18 protein-coding genes are annotated in these 18263 nt (G+C 65.8%); 6 read left to right on the plus strand and 12 right to left on the minus strand.

All coding sequences use genetic code 11. The annotated features are described in order from the left end of the window. Positions 1-12 precede the first annotated feature (12 nt). From OV287_RS21765 to OV287_RS21780, 4 genes are all read right to left on the minus strand, one after another. A complete protein-coding gene (locus OV287_RS21765; protein ID WP_267535961.1) occupies positions 13-573 on the minus strand; it encodes a hypothetical protein in 561 nt (186 codons plus the stop codon). Positions 574-894: 321 nt separating this feature from the next. Then, entirely contained in the window at positions 895-2007 is a 1113-nt protein-coding gene (locus OV287_RS21770) for a hypothetical protein (RefSeq protein WP_267535962.1), read from the minus strand. A 104-nt stretch (positions 2008-2111) separates the two neighbouring features. Continuing rightward, on the minus strand, positions 2112-2333 hold the full coding sequence (locus OV287_RS21775) for a hypothetical protein (RefSeq protein ID WP_267535963.1): 222 nt from the start codon (positions 2331-2333) through the stop codon (positions 2112-2114). Then, entirely contained in the window at positions 2330-2515 is a 186-nt protein-coding gene (locus OV287_RS21780) for a hypothetical protein (protein WP_267535964.1), read from the minus strand. The genes OV287_RS21775 and OV287_RS21780 overlap by 4 nt, the downstream gene beginning before the upstream one ends. Positions 2516-2606: 91 nt before the next feature. On the opposite strand from OV287_RS21780, the gene tnpA reads away from it, so the two are divergent. From tnpA to OV287_RS21800, 4 genes are all read left to right on the plus strand, one after another. Then, positions 2607-2984 (plus strand): IS66 family insertion sequence element accessory protein TnpA, encoded by a 378-nt coding sequence (gene tnpA, locus OV287_RS21785; protein WP_267535965.1) that lies wholly within the window; start codon positions 2607-2609, stop codon positions 2982-2984. Further along, positions 2978-3349 (plus strand): IS66 family insertion sequence element accessory protein TnpB, encoded by a 372-nt coding sequence (gene tnpB, locus OV287_RS21790; protein ID WP_267535966.1) that lies wholly within the window; start codon positions 2978-2980, stop codon positions 3347-3349. Before tnpA ends, tnpB begins: the two co-directional genes overlap by 7 nt. A gap of 36 nt (positions 3350-3385) precedes the next feature. Further along, positions 3386-5056 carry an IS66 family transposase gene (tnpC, locus tag OV287_RS21795; protein ID WP_267535967.1) on the plus strand — a complete coding sequence of 557 codons (1671 nt, stop codon included), beginning with the start codon at positions 3386-3388 and terminating at the stop codon, positions 5054-5056. 203 nt (positions 5057-5259) lie between these two features. Continuing rightward, positions 5260-5850: a hypothetical protein gene (locus OV287_RS21800; protein WP_267535968.1), complete on the plus strand. Its 591-nt coding sequence runs from the start codon at positions 5260-5262 to the stop codon at positions 5848-5850. Positions 5851-5907: 57 nt separating this feature from the next. Here the strand turns inward: OV287_RS21800 and OV287_RS21805 are convergent, their stop codons facing one another. From OV287_RS21805 to OV287_RS21815, 3 genes are all read right to left on the minus strand, one after another. Further along, the gene (locus tag OV287_RS21805; RefSeq protein WP_267535969.1) at positions 5908-7113 is read right to left on the minus strand and encodes a hypothetical protein; all 1206 of its coding nucleotides are present in this window, start codon (positions 7111-7113) and stop codon (positions 5908-5910) included. 490 nt (positions 7114-7603) lie between these two features. Next, on the minus strand, positions 7604-8062 hold the full coding sequence (locus OV287_RS21810) for a hypothetical protein (RefSeq protein WP_267535970.1): 459 nt from the start codon (positions 8060-8062) through the stop codon (positions 7604-7606). 73 nt (positions 8063-8135) lie between these two features. Then, positions 8136-9890, minus strand: coding sequence for a DUF885 domain-containing protein (locus OV287_RS21815; RefSeq protein ID WP_267535971.1), 1755 nt, complete (start codon positions 9888-9890; stop codon positions 8136-8138). 74 nt (positions 9891-9964) lie between these two features. Between OV287_RS21815 and OV287_RS21820 the strand changes: the two genes are divergently transcribed. Further along, positions 9965-11014, plus strand: coding sequence for a hypothetical protein (locus OV287_RS21820; protein WP_267535972.1), 1050 nt, complete (start codon positions 9965-9967; stop codon positions 11012-11014). 80 nt (positions 11015-11094) lie between these two features. Here OV287_RS21820 and OV287_RS21825 read toward each other — a convergent pair whose 3' ends face one another. Next, positions 11095-13350, minus strand: a complete 2256-nt coding sequence (locus tag OV287_RS21825; RefSeq protein WP_267535973.1) for a hybrid sensor histidine kinase/response regulator — start codon at positions 13348-13350, stop codon at positions 11095-11097. A gap of 150 nt (positions 13351-13500) precedes the next feature. Here OV287_RS21825 and OV287_RS21830 point away from each other — a divergent pair, with 150 nt between their 5' ends. After that, positions 13501-13839: an MmcQ/YjbR family DNA-binding protein gene (locus tag OV287_RS21830; protein ID WP_267535974.1), complete on the plus strand. Its 339-nt coding sequence runs from the start codon at positions 13501-13503 to the stop codon at positions 13837-13839. 18 nt (positions 13840-13857) lie between these two features. Here OV287_RS21830 and OV287_RS21835 read toward each other — a convergent pair whose 3' ends face one another. The 4 genes from OV287_RS21835 to OV287_RS21850 all read right to left on the minus strand — a co-directional run bounded on the left by OV287_RS21835 (position 13858) and on the right by OV287_RS21850 (position 18202). Then, positions 13858-14040 carry a hypothetical protein gene (locus OV287_RS21835; protein ID WP_267535975.1) on the minus strand — a complete coding sequence of 61 codons (183 nt, stop codon included), beginning with the start codon at positions 14038-14040 and terminating at the stop codon, positions 13858-13860. Between the two features lie 126 nt (positions 14041-14166). After that, the gene (locus OV287_RS21840; RefSeq protein ID WP_267535976.1) at positions 14167-15105 is read right to left on the minus strand and encodes a cation diffusion facilitator family transporter; all 939 of its coding nucleotides are present in this window, start codon (positions 15103-15105) and stop codon (positions 14167-14169) included. 27 nt (positions 15106-15132) lie between these two features. Continuing rightward, positions 15133-16380 (minus strand): energy transducer TonB family protein, encoded by a 1248-nt coding sequence (locus OV287_RS21845; RefSeq protein WP_267535977.1) that lies wholly within the window; start codon positions 16378-16380, stop codon positions 15133-15135. A 145-nt stretch (positions 16381-16525) separates the two neighbouring features. Then, entirely contained in the window at positions 16526-18202 is a 1677-nt protein-coding gene (locus OV287_RS21850) for a SpoIID/LytB domain-containing protein (protein WP_267535978.1), read from the minus strand. Positions 18203-18263: the final 61 nt, after the last annotated feature.

Consider the following 18263-nt stretch of genomic DNA (forward strand, 5'->3'; position numbering starts at 1 on the left):
GGCGCTCCTCTCTCATAGCCAGCAACGACGGACCAGCAGTTCCGCATCTTCCCACAGGGGCGTGAGCACCCAGAGTGTCGGCACTCCCAGGAGGAGCGAGGTGAACGTATTGGCCAGGGCCCAGACCCCCGCCAATCGGGGGAAGTCGCGGAAGAGGTCCGCCTCTCCGACGAAAACCAACGCCGTCACGCCCAGGATGGCGCCCGCGATGCTCGGCACGACGGCTCCCCAGAGAGCATAGAAGGCCAGCCCCTTCCTCCCCGGAATGAGGGGTGACATGTGGAAGTGGCGAAAGGCCACCGCGGGAATGAGTCCCTGGACGAAGTTGGCGGGGATGAAGCCAAGGACGTGCACCGCGCCGCCTCCGGTGAGCAGGTTGGTGAAGACGGGGAAGATGGCACCTGCCAGCACCCCCCAGCCTCCGAACCAGATGCCCCCGACGACCTGGACCATGATGCCGGGCCAGAACTGGCTAATCCCCGAACCGATGGGCAGCGAGAAGGTGCCCAGGGTACCCAGAAGGGTGCCTGCCAGGATCAGCCCCAGCATGATGAAGAAGAACCTCGGTTTCATCGCACCTGTACTAGATGGGGAGCCCCCACGAGGAATCCAATCGACCTTCGAGAGGCGCCCTGCGGAGCGGCCCGATGGACGAGCGGTCCGCCGACGTGCCTGGAGCCCACCTGGTCGGAGAAGCCTCGGCCTGACGCGGTGGGGGCCTACCGTCGATGAACGGAGCCCCCCTTCATGACGAAGCGGACGCGGCGCAGCGAGGAGATGTCGCCGCCCCTCCCCGTCGGGAGCTGGCGGGCGGCGCTCCCGTTATCACCTCTGCTCCGCCCTCCTGCACCGCTCCGCCGACTGGTGGGTCACTCTTTCGATTGTCGTCTGGGCTCACTGCACCAGCACGTCATCGATGCGGTAGACCTCGGAGGTCGAGATGTAGGTGTTGTGGGCCTCGAGGTCGAGCCGCACGCTCTGGCCCGCGTACTGGGAGATGTCCATCGAGTAGAGCGCGTAGCTGCCCGAGGCGTAGAGGTTGCTCGCGATGGCGGAGTCGAACACGTAGCCGGACGAGGGCACGATGCGCACCCGCAGGTTGGAGACGACCGCGTCCGTCCTGCCCGACTCGATGCGGTAGTAGAACTGGAGCGTGCGCGCGGTGGTGGGCAGCTGCACCTGCTGGCTGATGCGCGCGGGCGTGGGGTAGGCCGGCTGCAGCACGGCGTGGCTGGTGCCACCATGGGACAGGCCCGCCGTCTCCGCGCGCACGGTGCCCGAGCTGGTCCAACTGGAGAGTGCCGACTCGAAGCCGCCATTGACGACCCCCGAGGTGGAGCCCGAGCCCGAGCCCGGCTCCACGAAGAAGGCCAGGTCATCCGCCTCGTTGTTGAAGGGGTAGGAGGTGGAGGTGGTGCAGGGGCTGGCCGAGCCGCCGTAGCGCAGTTGCGCGCGCACCGCCTGCATCGAGCTGCCCGACTGGAGGGTGAAGGTATGGGTGAACGACCTCGCCCCCGAGCCCGTCATCGACAGCGTGGTGAGGTACCGCCACGTGGGCTGCGCGGCGTCGGTGGTGTAGTAGAGGTCGAGCTTGTCCGCGGTGTAGTAGGAGCCCGCCCAGACCTTCACCTGCAGTTGGATGGGCTTGCCTGCGGCCATGTTCGTCCCGGTGGTGGTGATGACCTTCACGGCGTCCACCGACTCGTCGTAGTGGAAGGAGCCCGAGGTTCCATCCGGGCAGCTCCCGCCAAGCGTGTTGGGCGCGTTGGCCTCGGGCCCCAGGTACGCCGAGCGTCCGGTGACCAGCGAGCCCGAGTCACATGAGAGCGCCGCCATGGTGCAGGAGGGCGCCATCAGCGTCGCGTCGTAGGTGGCCATGGCCTGGACGAGTGCCGGCTGCTTCGCCGTCAGGGTGGGCTCCTCCGCCGCCCGCTCCGCTTCCTGTCCACAGGCGGCCGTCAGCACGAGGGTGGTGAGGACGGCGGGGAACCTCAGGCGGTTCTTCATGTGCGCTCCCATGAGTCTCAATAGGGCTGGAAAATGCCGCCATTGTAGTAAAATAGGCATTCCAGGTAAAACAGATTTTTCACGCGACGGCACCTTCCTCCGGTCTACTGGCGGTCGAGCGCTGGAGTGGAGCGTGGCTGTGCGAACCACGCCTCCGCGCCGCGGCTGCGGAAGCGGACCCGCTCGCCGTTCCGAAAGAGCGAGAACATGTAGGTGCCGCTCGGGTCGTCGAACCAGAACACGAACACCGGGCCGTGCTTGCGAGAGCACGCCTCGAAACCACCGATGTACACGAGCAGGACGTCCGAGTGGGGTACACGCATCATGAACGGCACGACCCGAAGAATTGGATGAACGATACGGCTCCGGCCTGCCCACCCCGCAGGCCCTGCCGCCGTGCCCTCCGGCGCTGCAGGGCGAACACCGCGCGCAGGAAGACGGTGAGGACGTCCGAGAGCAGTCCCACGTCCTTGAGCGCTACCGCCAGGCTCCCACGAAACTCCGCCAAGCCCGCTCTGGGAGTGCCGTAAGCGCTCGGCGGACCACACCTTCCGCGTGAGGGAGGAGGCGTTCAGCGTCGCGTTCCAGGAGGTGTAGACATGGGACGCAACACGGAAAGAGTGGACGCAACGCTGGCGAGGGCCGCGGCAAGCAACTACTGGACGGAGGCCGAAGCGCAGGCGGTGCTCGAGGCATACGAGGTGAGCGGGTTGTCGGTGGCGGAGTTCGCCCGCCGCCATGGGCTGGGTCCACAGCGGCTGAGGTGGTGGAAGAAGCGACGGGCCGAGGAGGCGGCCCCGGGGCTCGCGTTCGTCCCGGTGCACGTCGCGGCGCCGCCGTCGCCAGAAGCACAGCGGGCACCGGGCGCAGCCAGCATGGAGGTGCTGCTGGCCAGGGGCCGACGCATCCGGGTGGAGCCCGGCTTCGACGCGGGCTCGCTGGCGCGGCTGGTGAGGGCGCTGGAGGAAGCATGCTGACGCTGCCCTCCTCGGTGCGCATCCACCTGGCATGCCAGCCCGTCGACATGCGCAAGTCCTTCGATGGGCTCTCCATGCTGGCGCGGCAGGTACTGCGAGAGGACCCCTTGAGTGGACACCTCTTCGTCTTCTTCAACCGCACGCGCGACATGGTGAAGGTGCTGTGGTGGCACTCGGGCGGCTTCTGCCTCTTCTCCAAGCGCCTGGAGAAGGGCAGCTTCCGCCTGCCGCGTCCGCTGGCCGAGGATAGCTCCGCCCTCACCCTGGAGGCGGTGGAGCTCACGCTGCTGCTGGAGGGGATTGATTTGAAGGCCAGCGTCCGGCGGCCTCGCTGGCAGCCCCCACCTCTGAAGTCGGCTGCGTGAGAATACCTCTTGCGTCCTGGGGCCGGCTCATGGCTCATGTCCCGGGACATGAGCGGCGCGGCTCCCGGCAAGAAGATGACGGACGTACACGGCGTGGCGGCACTGCTGCGCACGCTGCTGGCCGAGGGCCAGGACGAGCAGGTGATTGAGCTGGTGTTGGGCCTGCTCTCGCAGTTGGTGGAGAAGAACACCGAGTTGGAGTTGCGGCTGCGCAAGGCGATGCGCCAGCGGTTTGGCCGCACTAGCGAGAAGCTATCAGCCGAGCAACTGTCGCTGTTCCTGGAGCAACTGGGCCAGGAGAACGCCGGGGCCCAAGAGGCGGCGGCGCCTGATGCCGGGGACGCATGCGTCGCGGCGGGCTCCACGCAGCCCTCCAAGCCACCACACAAGGAGTCGCGAAAGAAGGAGCGCAAGGGGCACGGGCGCCGCCCGCTCCCCTCCAGCCTGCCGCGCGAGCAGCGCGTCCACCAGCCCCCGCCCGAGGCGCTGCGGTGCGAGGCATGCGGGCGGGACAAGACGTGCTGTGGCGAGGAGAAGAGCGAGACATTGGAGTGGGTGCCCGGCCACTTCAAGGTGATTGAGGAGGTACGGCCCAAGTACGCCTGCCGGCCGTGTGGCGACGGGCTGGTGGTGGCTCCTCCCGCCGACAGGGTGATTGAGGGCGGATTGCCGGGTGCTGGCCTGGTGGCCCACGTCCTCGTGTCCAAATTCAAGGACCACCTGCCGCTGCACCGGCTGAGCGGCATCTACGCGCGCCATGGCGTGCAGCTGCGTACCTCGACGCTCTCGGACTGGGTGGCCGCGGGCGCCGACACCCTCCAGCCGCTGGCCCGGGAGGTGGCCCGGCGGGCGCTGGCCTCGCACGTGCTGCAGAGCGACGACACGCACCTGAAGGTGCTCGACAGGGAGCACCCCAACGGCCTCAAGCGCGGGCACATGTGGGTGTACCTGGGGGACACCACCTGGGCGGCCTTCGTCTACACGCCGGACTGGAAGGAAGAAGGGCCCCTGTCCTTCCTGGACAAGCGTGAGGGCTGGCTGCTGGTGGACGGGTACAAGGGCTACGACAAGCTGTTTACCCGCCAGGGCGCCACCGCGGTGGAGGTGGGATGCTGGAGCCATGCCCGTCGCTACTTCGTCGAGGCCTTGGACGCCGGTGACACACGAGCGGCGCTGCCGCTCTCGCTCATCGGCCGGCTCTTCGAGGTGGAGCGCGAAGCCGACGAGCAGCGGGTGGACGAGGCCGAGAGGCTGCGCAGGCGCGACGCGCTCTCACGCGCTGTCACGGAGCAACTGGGGCGCTGGGTGGCCGAAACCTACAACCGGGAGCCGCCGAAGAGTCCGCTGGCGCAGGCGTGCCGCTACGCCATCAACCAGTGGAAGTCGCTGACGCGCTTCATGGAGGACGCGCGCCTGCCGCTGCACAACAACGCCTCGGAGCTGCGGCTGCGGGAGATTGCCGTCGGCAGGAAGAACTACCTGTTCGCCGGCAGCGACGCGGGAGCCGAGCGCGCCGCGTGCGTGTACACGCTGGTGGCCACGTGCGTGCTGGCCGGGGTGGAGCCGTGGGCGTACCTGGCTGATGTGCTGGAGAAGCTCGCCCAGGGCTGGCCGCAGCGCCGTCTCGAGGAACTGCTGCCGCCCATGTGGACGGCCGCGCGCACGGCTGCCGCCCAGACGCCCTCCACCTCTTCTGCCGTGACCTGAGCATCGCCCATCCCCGTCGGCAGACCGGCGGGCGGCGCACCCGTTATCACATCTGCGCCGCCCCCCTGCACCGCTCCGCCGAGTGGATACGGAGTGCCAGGTGGCAGGTTCGATTCCCGCCTCTTCCACTCCGCATCTCTCGAACAGCTTGTGAGGGGGCTTCGGGTACTCCATCGTTACTGACTGGGAATACACTTCCAGGTGTGACAGACAAACTCGCCAGCACGCTCCCGGCCGATGCGCTCCAGGCCATCGACAAGCTGATCCTCGAAGGGCTGACCATCCCGGCCTTCCAGTTGATCATGAAGACGGCGGGCTGTTCTCTCTACGATGCCCAGGACGCCTTCTGGGAGCGTAGGGATGTGCTGAAGAAACTCCATCCGGTCTTGCGCGAACGAGACGAAGAAGAGGCGAGGCAATCCACACCGGAGGCCTGGCGCGCGAAGGCCCTTCAGGGGTTGGACCGGTTGGAAGGCACTCCTGTCGCCCTGGAGACGCTCTGGGACGGAGACACGACGGGCTGGTTCCTCGTGCTCAGCGCCATCCTGCCCGGAGCCTCTCGCGAGCATCCCCGGTTCACGGCGGTCCATCTGGTCTCCATGCGCGGAAATGGCGGGGACTTCCGCCTCTTCACGGGCCAGGTTCCACCCTGGCCCGTGAGCGCCGTTGCCCAGGCGATCGGCAGGATTGCCCACGAGCGCTGGAACATTCCCCTGTACTTCCCGTCACCCGCTCAGCCGGAAAACGACAGTCCACGCTGGTGGGATACGCAGGCTGTCCCGGCTACGTCCTGACCGACTTGAAATAGCCATGCCGTGCCGTTTGATAGACACCACTTGCGCCGGGGAGGGTTATTTGTTTGGTTCTTGGATTACAAACTTATCCTTGCCAATTGGCAGTTCGACCTGTGGCGTACATACTGCTGCGGGCTTTTCGCTTTCTTCGACTAATGGCAATGGTCGGACATCGACCGACACAGATTTTCGAGGAAGCGCCAACTGAGGAGGTGAAAGCACGTAGGCTTGAATGTTCTCCTCGGCTTCTTGAGGGGTTTCGTAAAAATGGACTGTCTTTATTGGTTTTTCATGGCCATTCTTGTTGGTCAAAACGCCGTATTGTATCTTTCGAACATCGAAGTAGGCACGGAGAATGCGAATGTCGACAACGGGGATGTCCCGTAGCACTAAGCCAGCCCCGATGGGAGTGCTGGTTAGGACGACTGGAATGACCTTTAGTTTCTCGGGGGTCCATCCGCCCTTTCGTGGGATATATGTCAGTGATTCTGTGATGTTGCTTTTGAACTTATTGGCCTTGCGTTCGATCTGGGTGATTGCGCCAAGTAGGGTGTTGTAGTAGTGGTGTTTTCCGTTTGGGCTCGACGGGATTAATATGCATTTGGCTTCTCCCAAAATCAAGGAGTCTCCAATCCAAAAGGCCAAGTCGATTTGTTCGTTGCCGTCTTTGTGTGGTATTGATAGGTTGTCATCAAATACACCTGCATGTTGCGCCAGTGGAGAGCGGGAGATAGCTCTAGCCAATTCTCTCCTTGCGTATAATTCGAAGGGGGTGCCTCTGTCTTCCAGATCCAAGCCGCCACGCTTTGTCCAAAACTCGACGCTGCGTACTAGGTTGGGTCTGTTGAGTGCGGCAAGGATTGGGACATATTTGCCATCTTGAAGTTTTAAAATTGGCTTGTGCCAAAACTCTTCCCCTGCGTCGTCGTCCTCGGCCATAATCCCTTCGAAACCTCCTCGTACAAAGTAACTCAAAATCGAGCGGGAGGTGAGGACTGAGCAGTCAAGAGCCTTGCGAATTATGTCGATCAAATCGCCAGAGGATAGTGTTGGACTGTATTCGTTTAATTTGCGAAGCGCAAAGACCCCAGAGTCTGCGGGCAGGCGAGAAAATAAAGCTTCGCTTAGGTAGTACAGCGCTTTCCATGCGTTGAGCAGGGTTCGTAGTGTGATTCCTGGTGTTGCTGGTAAGTCTATGTCCATCATTGCTGAGAAATACAGTTCTTCGGCGATGAGGCTTTTGACGAATGGGAGCGGCGGCATATCGCTACGCAGTGGCTCTGGTTTGAAGTGTATTTTTCGGTGTTTTCCGGAGCCTGAAATGGATTGAACGTATGCTCCACGTGTTGTTCTGTGTTTTAGATGTGCTGGGATTTCACCCCAGGCCTCTATTGCGTGAAAGCTGATTTCATTTGTTAGGGTTGCTAGTCTGTATTTTGAAATTGCGTCGGCTAGGTGAATTTCACTACGATCCCCTGGGTGCGGGGCTATGAGGTCAACTTCCCCTGAGGTTCGTACGCACCAGTCATTCCAAACGCACTCATTCCATAGGTCGACAAGCGCATCGTAAAGAGAGCCAAGATTTAAGTGAAGGTGCAGTCTCCCCAGTACGGCATCCTGTGGGACGGTTTTGCCCTGGGTTGTGGACTGCGGAGGAGGATTTTTTAGAATGAGTTTTAGTGAGTCTAGGGCGAATCTAAGAGCGCCTAACAAAAATAAGGACTGGGCCCTCCCGCCAGAGGGGCGACACCCCTCAAACCTTATTTTTGTTAGGCGCTCTAAGCCCGTCTACGGCCGCCTCATCTAGATCCTCAGGGCCGGCTGCGTTAGCTGATGTCTCCGATTGATACTTCGACTGCACAATTTGCTCTGCTATCAAGACACCATTCCCACTGGCTGACTCCAGCACCATTTCATTGATCAATTGAGCTTCTCGGTTCACCGTTCCGCAGTGATAACGAGTCAGTTCGTCCTGGTCGGATATGCCGAAGTCGATGATGGAGGACCTTTTGGTAATTGCCTGGAACCGGGGTGCAAACCATTTCCCTGCGTCATATAGGCGCTTGTCTGCATCCGTGGGCGTTGGTATGGCAGAAAATGCTTTTCCCCATTGTTCCATGGAGAATTTGAGGACTTGGCTGGGTTGTGGGATTTTGTTTTTTCTAACCTTGGAAACAAAGGTGTTGATGTTTTGTTTTTCTTTTTTGTTCATCTGTTTGTTTGAGAGTGAGTGTTGGTGTGCTTGATACGGCTGTTAAAATTGCTCCAGGGCGTGGGTTTCCTCCTCAGTCCTCGCCGAACATCAGCCTGCGCACCACCGGCACGGGCGGGTAGCCGTAGGAGACGACGGCGTCGTGGAAGCGCTTCGGGGTGAAGTCTTTGCCCCAGCGTGCCTTCGCCTCCTCGCGCAGCTCCAGCAGCATCTTCTTGCCCAGCGCGTACACCAGGTAGGTGGGATCGCTCGTGCCGCGGCGGGCCTCCCGCTCTGCGTTGGTGCGCGTCATGTACGCCTCCTCCTCGAAGAAGCGCACCGCCTGCTCGTACGTCATGCCGCGCGTGTGCAGCGACAGGCCCACCATGTAGCGCGCCAGCCGCTGCAGGTAGAGCGCCAGTTGGTTCAGCTTCAGCTTGTCCGCCCCCGCTCCCGTGCCGCCGTAGCCTGCCTCCAGCATCATCTGCTCGGTGTACAGGCCCCAGCCTTCGCTGAAGGCGCCGCTGCCCATCATCCGCCGCACCTTCGAGTCCACCCGATTGGTCCACAAGAACTGCACGTAGTGGCCCGGGTAGGCCTCGTGGATGGAGACGATCTCCAGCGCATGGCGGTTGTAGAAGCTCATGTGCTGCTCGGTCTGCTCGGCATTCCAGGCGGGGTCCGGCGGCGTGACGTAGTAGTACGCCTCGGTGGCGCGCATCTCGTAGGGGCCCGGAGTGCTCATGCTCGCGAAGGAGAGCGCCCGGTTGAAGCTCGGCGTCTCCGCCACCTGGGCCCGTACCTCGCTCGGGATGGTGATGAGCTGCTGGTCCACCAGGAACTGGCGGATGCCCTCCAGTGTCGCCCGCGTGGTGGGCACCAGCTCCGCCGGCGTGGGGTGCTCCTTGCCCAGCTCCCGGTACACGTCCATGGGCGCTTTCGTCGCGTCGAGCCGGCGCGCTACCTCGCGGAACTCGTCCTGCGTGCGCTTCAGCTCCGCGCGCCCCCACGTCAGCAGGGTGTCGATGTCCTCGGTGACGCCCTCTTCATAGGCGAGCTTCCGGCGGTAGATGGACTCACCAATGGCGAAGTCTCCATTGGAGCGTGGCAGCAGGTCCTCGCGCAGGAAGCGTACGTAGTCCTCCAGCGCCGCTAGCACCTTCGCCTGCTCCTGCTTGAAGGACTCCTGAAGGGCCGCGTCCTTCACTGGCGCGAAGGCCTGGGGCAGGGTGCTGGTAAAGAGCGAGCGCGTGCCAGCCGCTTGCTGCAGGGCGATCTCCGTCCACAGCCGGGGCGGGTTCTTCAGTGTCGCCTTGCCCGCGGCGAATACCTCGGGCAGCCGCGTCATGCGCGCCACCGCGGAGCGCATCCGCTGCTCGAGCGGCGCGAAGTCCCGGTTGATGAGCGAGTAGACGGAGCTGGAGGCGAGGCTCAGGTAGGTGTTGGGGTTGCGCTCCCAGCCGCGCACCTCCTGGATGTCCAGGAGGCGGGCCTTCAGGTTGGACTCGAAGATGTCGTAGTCCGCCCGGTCGAGCGGGGGGAGCTGGGTGCGGTCCACCTGCTGGGGCAGGGCGGCGAGCTCCTGCTCGAGGAAGGCCGCCCAGGCCAGTTGCTCCGCGGCGGTGAAGCCGGCGAGCTGATCATCGTAGGTGTGCAAGCCGCGGGACGTGGCGGCCAGGGGGAAGCGGCGGAACTGCTCCTCGAAGTGCGCATCGACGAAGCGGCGCAGGGACTGCTGGGCGGGAGACAGCGCGGGGGCGTCCGCCTGGGGAGCGGGGCGCGAGGTGGCACAAGCGGACAGCAGGACGAGCAGCGCGGCAACGAGCGCGCGTGTAGACGGTACGTGCAATCAACACCTCCGGTATGGTCGGGAGCCTCGCCCACCCACGTCCCCGCGACAACCCGGGAGCCGAGGAGCAGGAGATGCATCCGAGCGTGGCCCTCAGCACCGATGACACGGAGGCCTGGGGACTGCCGCTGGCGGGCCCTGGCCTGCTGCTGGACGTCCCTCGCGAGGGCCGCTGGCGCCAGCCGCCGTCCCTGCATGTCGAGGCCGCGCCGGGCTACCGGCTGCGCCTGAGCAGTGGAGGGCAGCCCCTGCTCTGGGCGCGCATCGACGGCTGGTGGGACCGGTGTGGCTTCCTCCAGGGCAACGCCAGCGCTCCCTGGGGACTGCCTGCGTTGTCCGCGGCCGACGTGCGGGAGGTGACGCACACGCCGGGAACGGACCTCTGGTGGGAGGCTTGGGCGTGGCGCCTGGGACGCGCGCTCGCGCAGTCCGAGCGTTCGGTGCTCCACGCGGGCCGATGGTGCCTGCGGCCCCTCCAGCTCACCCGCGCAGTTGCGGCGTCCCGCTATCCCATCAGCACCATGGAGTGGAGCTTCGGTCAGCCCCCGCTCTCGCCCCACTCACCCGAAGGAGTCCTTCGCTTCGATCGGTTCCGGGTGGAGTGCTGGGGTTCTTTTGGTGATCCCTCGGAGATTCGCACAGGGGCGGTGATGCCGTTGCGTGCGCCCTCGCCCGAGGAGGATGGACGGGTGAAGAGCTGGCGCAAGCGCGCTCGGGACGGGACGCTGCCTCCCGTGCTGCTGCTCTACGTGGACCTCCTCATGAAGTGGCTGGTGATCGATGGGCATGATCGTCTGCATGCAGCCCTGCTCGAGGGAGTCACGCCGCCTCTGCTGGGGCTCTGGCCGGTCCACGAAGTGGTGTTGCCCGCGATCCCTGAGAAGTACGAGGGCGTCATGCGGGCGGCGGAGCACCATCTGCGCGCCGGGGCGACACCGGCGCTCGTCGACCGGGTCAATCGCATGCTGCGGGTCAATTATGCTCAATGCAGGCGAACCACCGTGACCCGTGGTTGGCCGCTGAAAGGAGGGGTCGACGCCTGGCGGGCCGAGGTGCTCGCCTGGCGCCGATGGAACCCCTTTCCGGCGGACTCCGAGGACTGGGAGTGGTTCTCTGGCCGCTAGTGACTTCATACAGAGGGAAGACCCTCACCCTAGCCCTCTCCCAGGGGGAGAGGGGACATCCACGGCGCCTGCGGACTATGTCAAGCGGCTCCGCTTCGTGTCAGCCGCAGCGACTTGATGAAGGCGAGCAGGTCCTCGATATCGATGGGCTTCACGAAGTGATGGCGGAAGCCCGCCGCCTGACTGCGTGTGCGGTCTCCTTCCTGGCCGAAACCCGTGAGCGCGGCGAAGACGGGACTGGCCTCCCCCAGTCGTTCGTGGATGCGCTCGGCGACCCCGTACCCATCCACCCCGGGCAGGCCAATGTCGAGGAGCGCCACATCCGGGCGGAAGCTCTCGGCTCGAGTCAGCGCCTGCGGGCAATCGTGCGCCACGGCTGCCTCGTACCCGCTCATGCTCAGCAAGTCGGCCAGCGCCTCGGCGGCATCCACGTTGTCGTCCACCACGAGCACTCGGACGCGCTTGCTGGACATGCTTTCGGCCCCCGAGAGAACAGGCCCCTGCCGTGTCTCTTGGGGGAGTGGCGCCTCGGCTTGAGCATGCCTCGGCAGCCAGACCGTGAAGCGGCTGCCCCGGCCAGGTCCTTCGCTGTGTGCCTCGACACAGCCTCCATGCGCCTCGACGAGATTCCGCACCATCGCCAGTCCGATGCCCAGTCCTCCCTCGCTTCGATCGAACGTGCGAGGGCCCTGGACGAAGGGCTCGAAGAGCTGGGGTATGAGCTCCGGCGTCAACCCCTGACCATCGTCCTCGACGATGAGCCTGATGCCGCCGTCGAACTCCCTGGCCCAGAGTTGGATGTGGCCACCCGGAGGTGTGTACTTCGCTGAGTTCGTGAGCAGGTTGGCGACCACCTGGGTCAGCCGATCGGCATCCGCCAGCACCTGAAGGCCGGAGGCGGATACATCCGTCACGAGGACGTGTCGCCGCCGCTCGATGAGCGGGGCCGCTGTCTCCACGGCCCGGGCGACCACGGCGGACAGCTCGATCGGCTCGCGGCGGAGTGAGATCTGTCCGCGAGAGAGCCGGGCCATGTCGAGCAGATCATCCACGAGGCGGACGACGTGCCGGAGATGCCGCGAGATGACCTCGTGCTCGGGCGCTTGTGCGAGGCCTCGTCTGCGGAGCACCTCTAGAGACGTGACGATCGGCGCGAGCGGGTTGCGCAGCTCGTGCCCGAGCATGGCGAGGAACACATCCTTGGCCTGGGTGGCCTCGACGGCCTCGGCACGTGCTACCTCGGCGGCGGCGAGATGTGCGTCCCTCTCGCGTTCGCGCTCGCGAAGCAGCTGTCCGGAGAGCTCCAGCGCCTCGCCCAGCCTTGCGAGCTCTTGCACGCTGGACGGCTCCATGTGGGGAGGGTTGCCCTGCGCGAGGGCGGTGGCCGCCTCTGAGGCCTGCTCGATGGAGCGCTCAATGCGCCGGGAGAAGACCCAGGCGCCACCCGCGCTCGCAAACAGCAGCATGAGCCCGAGTCCTCCGACAGCGAGCATCGAAGCGGTCACAGGTGCATCCAGGACCGAGCGCGGGGTGACGACGGCCGCCGTCCAATCCGAGGGCTGAGTCCGGCTGAACGCCACGTAGACCGGCGCGCCATCCATCGACACGTCGGGGTACACGCCCTCGATGGTGGCCCGGGTGTTCTTCAAGAACGAGGGCGTCGCCGGCTGTCCAACGAAGCGTGCGGGGTCTCGGGTACGTGCGGCGACCCGCCCCTGGTGGTCGACGAGGGTGCGCGTCCACTCCTCGTTCGCGGTGGACGGGTTGGAGACCACGTTCGCGAGGGACTCGGGGGTGATGACGGCCGTGAGCACGTATCGGAGCTCACCGGCACGTATTACCGGCACCCTGACAGGAAAGGCGAGCGCCCGGCGCACCCCCTTCCCGACAGCGACGTCTCCGACAATGGGTTGATGTGTCTCGACGACCCGCGTGAAGCTCTCCTGCTCGGCGAGGGTAGGAAGGGGAGCGCCCCATGGGTAGGAGGTGTTGAACAGTACCCGTCCATCCGGGGAGAACAGCAGCACTTGCCTCCAGGCTGGCTGGGTACGCCGCACCCGCTCGCACTCCGCCCGGAAGGACTCCAGCTCGCCGCGATCGAGATGGCTGGACTCCGCCAACGCCTGGAGCGTCCGGATGGAGCCGGACATCTCCCGCTCGAAGGCCGCCGCGAGTGAGCGCGCCGAACGGACTGCACGCCGCTCGGCATCCTTGCGTTCCAGGCGCGCGAGCTGGAAGACGACGACAGCGGCGAAGACAACGGCAGGCAGAAGCGTGCCGACCGCGAGCCGGACGAGATGCCAGCGGAGTGGGAGGGATGGGGCTGGAGCGGACAAGGGCAGACTCGGCGGAACCGTATATTGAGCACCGGGAGCGGTGCAAACCGGGGCCAGGCCTGAATGTCTTACCGATCGCTGGAATGCCGGGGACCTGGTGCTAGCGTGTTCCCCATGCCGACGAAGAAGAAAGCGGCCAAAGCTCGAGGTGTGTCATTCGAGACCGTCAGGCAGCTCGCGCTCGAGCTGCCGGGTATCGAAGAAGGAACGTCCTATGGCACGCCAGCCTTCAAGGTACGCGGGAAGCTGGTGGCACGGCTCCGCGAGGATGGCGAGACCCTGGTCGTCAAGATTGACTTCTCCGACAGGGATCTCCTCATGCAGGCGGATCCAGACACCTTCTTCGTTACGGATCACTACGTGGGCTATCCAATGATGCTCGTGCGGCTCTCCTCCGTGCGTCGCGAGCAGCTCCGCATCCTGCTCGAGGACGCCTGGCGCGGTGAGGCGCCGAAGCGGCTGGTGAGTGCGCACGACGCCGAGTCGTGAATCGGTTGCTTCGCGGCTTCAGCAGTACGCCACGGGCGCCTTGCTGGTGAAGAGGAGCAGGGGGCGCACGAGCGCGTCGAGCTCGGCTTCGTGTTTGCGTTGCTGAGCCGCGTTGCTCCGGAGCTCCTTCTTCCCGGACAGCAGGTAGCTCGCGCTGATGATCGCGAAGGTCGTGACGTAGATGACGAGTTCAAGGTTCATGACCCTCTCCATTCCTGCCAGGGCTGGCATTTACACTGGATAGGGTCTGGCTCTGGGCTTTGTGACTGGCTGTGGAGAAGGCAGTCATGCCCGCGGAGCGAGCGGGCGGGCAGGGGCCTCGGGGGCTCACCGGGTGGAGACGCCGGACAGCGACGTCGAGAGGCGTGTCGGCTCGACGTGCACCACCACGTCCACCACCTCAGGGAACTCCGCCTGCAGCCGAGCCTCCACGGCGTCGGCCAATTCGTGGGCTCGTGCAGTGGTGAGCTGTGGATCCACTTCGATCTTCAGGTCCACGTACACCGTCCCCTCCATGCCTCGGCTGCGCACGTCACGGCACGAGCGCACGCCGTGCACCTGGAGGGTGAGGCTCTCCACCTTCTGCGGATCCAACCGCGCCGTGTCCGAGAGGATACCCACCGCCTGCTTGACGATGCTCCACGCCACCCGGGCCACCACCACCAGCACCCCCAGCGTGACGAAGCCGTCTGCCTTCGGGAAGCCCAGCCATACCAGGCCCATCGAGCCGAGCACCGCCAGCGTGACGCCCACGTCCGATAGGGTGTGCCTCGCGTCCGCCAGCAGCAGCGGGCTCTTCAGCTTCTCGCCCTGCTTGCGCTCCAGCGTGGTGACGGCCAGGTTGACGAACAGTGTGCCCACCATCACTCCCGCCATGAGCGGGGTCACCGTGGGGTGGCGGTCGTGCAACAGCGAGTCGAGCGCCATGCGCCCCAGCTCCAGCATGGCGATGCCGATCAGCGCCCCGATGCCCAGCGAGGCCAGCGCCTCGAACTTGCCGTGGCCGTAGGGGTGGTCCTCGTCCGCGGGCCGGGAGGCCACGGACATGGCCACCAGTCCGAGCACGTTGGAGCCTCCGTCGATGAAGGAGTGCACGCCGTCCGCGGTCACCGCGGCCGAGTTGCTCATCCATCCGATGACAACCTTGGCCAGCGCCACGGCCCAGTTGGCCAGGAGGATGGCGGCGAGCACATTGCGCACCTTCCGGTTGCGCTCAATGAGGGAGGAGGCGTCCACGTGGCGCACCCTAGTGTCAACGAGGTCCATACGCGAGCCTCCCCGAGGCTGGGGGGCTCAGTTGGGCTGACGGAAGAGCCGCATCCGCGGGCCGCCGCCCATGTCCATGAAGAAGCCGAACTGGAAGCGCACCGTGGAGTCATCTCCCAGCAGGCCCGACGGCGGGTTGGGGAAGGGCTGGGCCTTCTTGAAGGACTCGACGGCCGCCAGGTCCAGGAAGTCCAACCCGCAGCTCTTCTCGATGGTGATGTTCGCCACCCGTCCGTTCTCATCCAGGGTGACGTTGACCAGCGTGTAGCGGTCCCTCCCGCTGTAGGTCTGCCCCGTCGGGTCGCGCCGCATCAGCGCCGAGTTGGGATCCCACTGCGTGCCCACGCTCTGCTTCACCCGGTTGAAGAAGCTGGCGTACTTCCACTCGCGGGTGTTGAGGTAGGTGCCGTCTCCCTCCTCCGCGTCCTTCAGGTGATCATTGGGCGCCCCGCCGATGATCTGATCCATCACCGCCTGCGAGGGCATCAGCTTCGCCATGCCAGGAGTGCCCATGCGGCCGTCGGAGCCCTCCTCGTCCTCATTGGAGCCCTGCTGGATGCGCAGCCGCTTGGAGTTGCCGACGACCTCGTCGCTCTCGTTGCGGTTGTTCACCTCCATGCCCGGGCCCGGCGAGTTGGGGTCCTGCTTGAGGGCGATCTCCTGCTTCTTCTTGGCGTCGGGCAGCTCGAAGGCGGACTTCTTGCCGCCCTCCTTCAGGGGCCGCTCATCCGCGCCCATCCCGTTGTTGCCGGCGATATGCGGGGCCTTCTCGTCGCTGGAGCCCGAGCCCTCACGGGCCTCGCGCGCCGTCGTCTGCGGCGTGGCGTTGCGGTAGAAGGGCGTCTGGTCCTTCGCTCGCGTCTCCTTGTCCACCTTGTTGTCGTGCTCGGCGAGGTACTTCGCGTCCGGCGCCTCCTGCTGGTTGCCCGGGGCCACGTCCACCACCTGACCCTTCGGGTGCTCCTCGGGCTTCTTCTCCGGCTTCTTCTCGGGCTGTCGGCTGAGCGGGGGCACCGGGGCGTTGGGCGCTTGCGGGCCCCGGTTCTTCGCCCAGTCCTGGGCGCTCAGCGGACGGAGGGCTACGGCGCTCGCCGGCTTGGGGGGCTTGGGCTCGGGCGGCAGGTTGAGCTGGATGTAGGCCATCAGCGACAGCAGGCCGACGAAGGCTCCGTGTGCCAGCAGGGCCAGGACGAGGGCAATGAGGTAGCGAGCGGGTCGTTCCCGCCGCCGCCGCCGCTTGTACGTCTGCTCTGGAACCGAAGGACCCGTCGACACGCGTGCTGATGATAACCCCCGAGCCCGCCCCGTACTCCCGAGACGTTTTCGGGATGACAATCCGGGGTTCGGTTTCCCTCACCCCGTCCCTCTCCCTAGAGGGAGAGGGGAGTTGGACTGCTCACCCTGGAGTCTACGCACTCCCTTAATAGATGGGCGCGACCTCGGCACCGTTGAAGTAGAAACGAAGGATGTCCTGGTAGCGCTGTCCGGCCTCTGCCCGGCCAATGGCGCCTGTCTGGCACATGCCCACCCCGTGTCCCCAGCCCCCACCCCGGAAGCGCCAGCCGTTCAGGTGGCCCTCCGCATCCCGCTCCTCCTCCAATAGGGCCATGGAGCTGTTCAGCATCCCGAAGAGTCGGCGGATGTTCAGCTCGCCCCGGACCTGGGTGACTCCCCGCTCGCCCGCCACGGTGAGGGTGCGCGCTCGGCCGGAGACCCCCCGCTCGCCCAGGCTCAGCGCGTGCACCGGGCCCACCCCCAGGTGCGTGGTGAGCGCGTTCACCTGCTCCACCGTGAAGCGCTTCTCCCAGCGGTACTTGCCCGCCCGCGCGAAGGTGGAGAGGCGGCAGGCCGCGGGCAGCTCCGCCTGTAGGTACTCCGCCAGCGCTCCGGGCGTGGGCAGTCCCTCCGCGGGGCCAATGAGATCCGGCCTGCCTCGCAGGCTCGGGTTGGGCGGGCCGCCCCAGACCACGTCGTTGTCCTCCGTGTGGCCCCCGCACATCGCGCTGTACACCGAGTCCACCAGCTTGCCGTCGGAGGAGAAGAGTCCCTCGCCCCGGGTGGCCTCCACCGCCGCGCTCGTGCTGGCCGCCTCGCCCGTGCGGCCCCGGTACACCGCGCAGTGCTGCTCGGAGCACAGCAGGTAGGGATCCGCCAGGTGCTTGATGCCCACCTTCGCGAGCACCTCGCCTCGCGCTGTCACCGCCTGCGCCTTCAGGGCCTCCGGGTGCGCCCGAGCGTAGATCTCCGAGGGCACCAGCCCCTTGAGCAGCTCCTCCAGCTTCACCACGTTCACCACCGCCAGCGTCCCGTGGCGATCCACCGAGAGCTGCAGCGTGCCCCGGAAGCTCCGGTCCTCGAAGCCGTGGTTGTCGTAGCCGACGTCATGCTCCACCTGCCGCACGTCGAAGCCGGCGCCGTCCAGGGTCTCCGCGTTCAGGTTGTCCTGCGCGAGCCCCACCACGTTACCGGCCTCGTCGCGCAGCTCGAGGATGGCGCGCGAGGGGGTGCGGACTTCCTCGAAGAGGGTGGTGCGCACGCCAAACTGGCGCAGCAGCTCCGCCTGCCGCTCCGTGGCCTGCTTTGGAGTGAGCTCCTCGTCTACGAGCAGCAAGTAGCGCCGGTTGTCGATGACCTTGCCCGCGATGCCGTAGAGGACGCCAAGCACGTGCGCGCGCACCGCCACGCCCCGGGCCTGCCAGCGCGCCTGCACCTCGGCGAGCCCCTCCTTGTCCGCGAAGGGAAGCTCCTCGAGCTGGATGCGCGCGGACAGCTCCGCGGCGGTGCCGTCGGTGACGCGTACCGTCCACATCGAGCCCGCCGGGGCCTCCAATATCCGCTCCGCTTCTCCGCCGAAGCGCAGCCGCATCCGTCCCTTGGGAGAGAAGCGCACCTCGCGGCGGCCCTGCATCAACCCGATGGGCACCTGCGGCTCACCGCCCCGGAAGTCCAGGCGCTTGAGGCTGTCCGGTGAGGGCAGCTCTCCAGGCGGTGGCGCCTCGAGGACGGGGGCTGCGGGCTTGTTCGCGGGCGCCGGGGCGTCGGGCTGCACGCTGGACGCGGACTCGGCGCGGAGCACCTCCGGGCCTGGAGAGGGCATGGGCCGGCGCGGAGCGGCGCAGGTGGTGAGGAGGATCGCGAGGAGTGGGAGAACGGCTTTG

The organism is Archangium lansingense (assembly GCF_026626635.1).
In the GTDB taxonomy this organism is placed as follows: Bacteria; Myxococcota; Myxococcia; order Myxococcales; family Myxococcaceae; genus Archangium; species Archangium lansingense.